The 3,727-nt window shown below is 40.5% G+C and carries 4 protein-coding genes; all 4 read right to left on the bottom strand.

The window, feature by feature from the left end; genetic code table 11:
* Nucleotides 1–407 (bottom strand): NAD(P)-binding domain-containing protein (locus ACTXGO_RS11005; RefSeq protein WP_443574503.1); only part of this gene is annotated, 407 nt, incomplete at its 3' end.
* A gap of 119 nt (nt 408–526) precedes the next feature.
* Nucleotides 527–2,731, bottom strand: coding sequence for a polysaccharide biosynthesis tyrosine autokinase (locus ACTXGO_RS11000; RefSeq protein WP_443541359.1), 2,205 nt, complete (start codon nt 2,729–2,731; stop codon nt 527–529).
* Nucleotides 2,732–2,789: 58 nt separating this feature from the next.
* Nucleotides 2,790–3,221 carry a low molecular weight protein-tyrosine-phosphatase gene (locus ACTXGO_RS10995; protein ID WP_443541358.1) on the bottom strand — a complete coding sequence of 144 codons (432 nt, stop codon included), beginning with the start codon at nt 3,219–3,221 and terminating at the stop codon, nt 2,790–2,792.
* Between the two features lie 32 nt (nt 3,222–3,253).
* Nucleotides 3,254–3,727: polysaccharide biosynthesis/export family protein (locus tag ACTXGO_RS10990; RefSeq protein ID WP_459112924.1), on the bottom strand; the 474-nt coding region annotated here is incomplete at its 5' end.

The raw sequence follows: 3,727 nt of genomic DNA, 5'->3' as shown, positions 1-3,727 counted from the left end.
TCTAGTACAGGTATACAGACCTCTTCGGTTGCGCCAGGATAGACCGTTGACTCATAGACGACGATATCGTCAGACTTGAGCAAGCCACCGATAGCCTCTGATGCCTTAATCAAAGGTGTGAGATCAGGCTGTTTATAGTCATCAATAGGAGTTGGTACCGTTACGATAAAGAAGTTACAGTCTTTTAATGCTTGAATGTCTGAGCTATAGCTTAGATGCTTTGCTTGAGAGAGCTCTTCTTTACTAACTTCCAAGGTATGATCTGTCCCTGCCTGTAATGATGCAATACGACTTGCATTGATGTCGAAGCCAATCACCGAATGCTGCTTACCAAATTCAACGGCTAATGGCAAGCCAACATAGCCAAGACCAATGACTGCTATTTTTAGGTTATTGGTATCGAACATAACTTTCCTTAGACTAATTTTAATAGAATATAAATAACAAGACATCAACGCATACTCAACTAATGTGAGTATATATTAAATATCGATTTATTTTATGGCGAATGCTTGCTTGGTAAGCTTTATTTATCATTACCATAAGCATAGTTGTAATGATAACTATATTTGCTCATAAGCCCTTGTTTGACATCATTGAGGACGATACCATCTACCTGAACATTAGCCTTGTTCATTTGTTTGACCGCATAAACCAATTGCCCCTCTATAGACTGATCGTATCTAGTGACCATCAGCACTTTATCCGCGTATTGCGATATAATCATAGCATCTGAAGCTGCTAGTACTGGCGGCGAGTCTATAACAATATAGTCATAGTGTGCATTAAGCTCAGTCATTAGCGCACTGAATTTGTCACTAGATAGTAGCGAAGCAGGATTATGGGGCTGCTTACCTCTGGGTATAAAGTCTACATTATCCAATGTCGTAGGATGAACGATATCTACTAGTGCATGGCTATCTTGCTGGAAGTAATCTGCGAGGCCATTGTCTTGACTCATATTGAATACTTTGTGCAGCTCGCCCAAGCGCATGTCTGCATCGATAATCAATACTTTTTTGTTCAGTTGTGCGAACACTTCAGATAAGTTAGATGAGATAAAAGACTTACCGACTCCAGGACTCTCACCCGTGATCAAGATTACCTTTGCACGCTGACCTGCTCTACCCTCTTTTGGCATACCAAACATTAGGCTGGTTCTCAGACTCTTAATAGCTTCGTAGCTTAAGCTATTGCTATCTGTATGTGCTAACAGACGGCTAGGTGACTTACTGCCTTTGTTTAATCGAGTCAGTAACGGTGAGCGCGGAACAGTCGCGACGACTGGTACGCCCGTTCTCGACTCAAGGCGCTCGGGATCTTTGACAACGTTTCGTAGCATATTTTTCAGTATTACAGCCATAATGCCAAGCAATAATCCTGTTAACGCCGCTATAAATATGATTAAAGATTGCTTAGGCGCAATAGCACGATAGGTGTTGATAGGTAGATCAATAATACGTGCAAAACCTACTTGACCCGCTTTTGCTATCTTAAGCTGCTGATAGTTTTTGAGTAGGTTTAAGTAAATCTCCCTATTGATACTGACGTCTTCTGAAAGTTGCAAAAACTCTCTTTGAATCTCAGGTAAATTCCCTATTCGACTATCTATCGTTTGTATTCTACTCTGTAGCTCTGCTATTTGATCATTAATCTGAATGACTAGTGGATGCTCTTCAGTATAATACGTCGTTAGATCTGCTTTTTTGAGTCGTAGCTCACTGAGCTGACTATCGATACGTGCATTCTCTGCTAACAGCAACTGTGCTTCTTGACCAATATCTATCGTATTGTTCTGGGTACGGAACTCATTAAACGTTGCCTCAGAGTTTTCAAGCTTTTGCTTAAGATCTGGTATTTGTGTTTCGATAAATTCGAGTGTTCTCGTGGTTTCCTCTGAACCGCGCGAATTATTTTGTTCCATATAGGACAATACAATTTGTCGCAAGATACGGCTGATTTGATCTTGATTTGACCCAATCATCGTCAGCTCAATAATACCGGTATCACCACCAACCTCTGCTACGGTCAAAGCACCATTAATGGCATCGGTTGTATTCTGTAAGGATCTTTTAGTGATCGAAATAGGATGCTCATTAGATGGCAAATCATTAACAACGATATCGATAATACCTTTTGTACCTTTGAACCGATACGTCTTATCGAAGTCTCCCTCAAAAATGTCCAAATCATTACTTAAAATAAAACCAGTCGCTGATCTACTTAAAGTAAAAGATTTATCTAAGTAGTCTTCTGATACATCAAATTGGCTGATCTGTGCTTTGCCATCGCTAGTCGCTAATAGTACGCTTTTGGGTAGGTTCTCTTGTGTATAAGAGCGATTGGTGACAATTTTATCTATAGCATCTACAGTAGGATCGCTCAAGGCAATAGACAGATTAAGCGAGTTGACCACAGGGGTAAGTACCATTCGAGACTTGATAAGCTCAGCTTCTGTCTGTGCAGGACCTGCTTCTGATGATACCAAATCTGAGACGTTAGCGCCGAGCGCTGTTATACCGTTAGAGCCGGACTCAATTTGAATCAAGGCGTCCGATCTAAAGGTTGTTGTTTCATAACGGCTATATAGGACACCTATTAATAGACCTAACAAGGCAAAAAATAGAATAGTTTTCCAGCCACGCAGTATCGAAAATGCGAGCGCTAATAGATCCACATCATTCTTGGCTTCCATATCAGGCTTTGATAGGTTCTTTGAATCTGAAGTCATAACTTTATGTTCATCATTTAGGTTTAATAGTTGAATGCTAATTATTTGTCAGTATCATTTAAATGATCTTGTCCGTCCAAGTCTCAAGACTACTCATGATATCTTGTCTTGCGGTCTCAAACAAAGAGATATCGTGGCGATAAGGATCCGCAATATCTTTGTCATTCCAATGACCTATCTTAAAAGTCTTGCCGCGGCAATGCGGCCAGCGCTCTTCTATCCACTTCGTCTGACTGTCTGACATGGTAAAGATAAGATCTGCTTTCATGACTAGATGCTCATCTATCTGCTTTGCAATATGATCTGACATATCTATGTTATATGGCGTCATCACTTGCTGCGATTTTGGATCTACAGCATTACCAACGAGCGCTCCAAGACCTGCTGACTCGATATGCTTTTGTGGGAACTGATCTTTTAATAGTGCCTCTGCTATAGGACTACGACAAATATTACCTACACAAACGACTAAAATATTCTCAAATGCCATACTAAAACTACCTAAATTTTATCAGATATATATTACAAGTTTGAAAGGCTTCTAATAGCAGAAGTGGATGGTAATAGTGAGCTAAGCACACGGTTCCAACGCGTCAAACCTGTAGGATCAACATAGAGAATATCATTGGGCTGCATCTCGAAGCGATTGGCAAGGGCAAAGTTGGTAATAGTTTGCATGTCTATGTAATAGATATTGGTACGCCCATATCCTGGATTATCTCGAACGACATATATTTTGGCAGCATTAGCCGTAAAGGAGTTAAGACCTTGTGACTCACCCAAAACCTGAGCTAAGCTTAATCCTTGTTCTAGTATTGGTACTGGCGCAACTTGACCAAACTCGCCTAACACATAGACTTGGTTGCGGCTTTGGCTATTAACATGAACAGAGTCACCATCTTGTAAGTATATCTGGTTGCCTGATGCGCCTATTTGACGCAAATCTTGCAAGCCAATGTTGTAGTTGCGACCGTTGCGATTAAGTACAATACTATT

Source organism: Psychrobacter sp. T6-1, assembly GCF_052258445.1.
The sequence above is the reverse complement of the archived record's forward strand: the minus strand, read 5'-3'. Positions and strand labels throughout refer to the sequence as shown.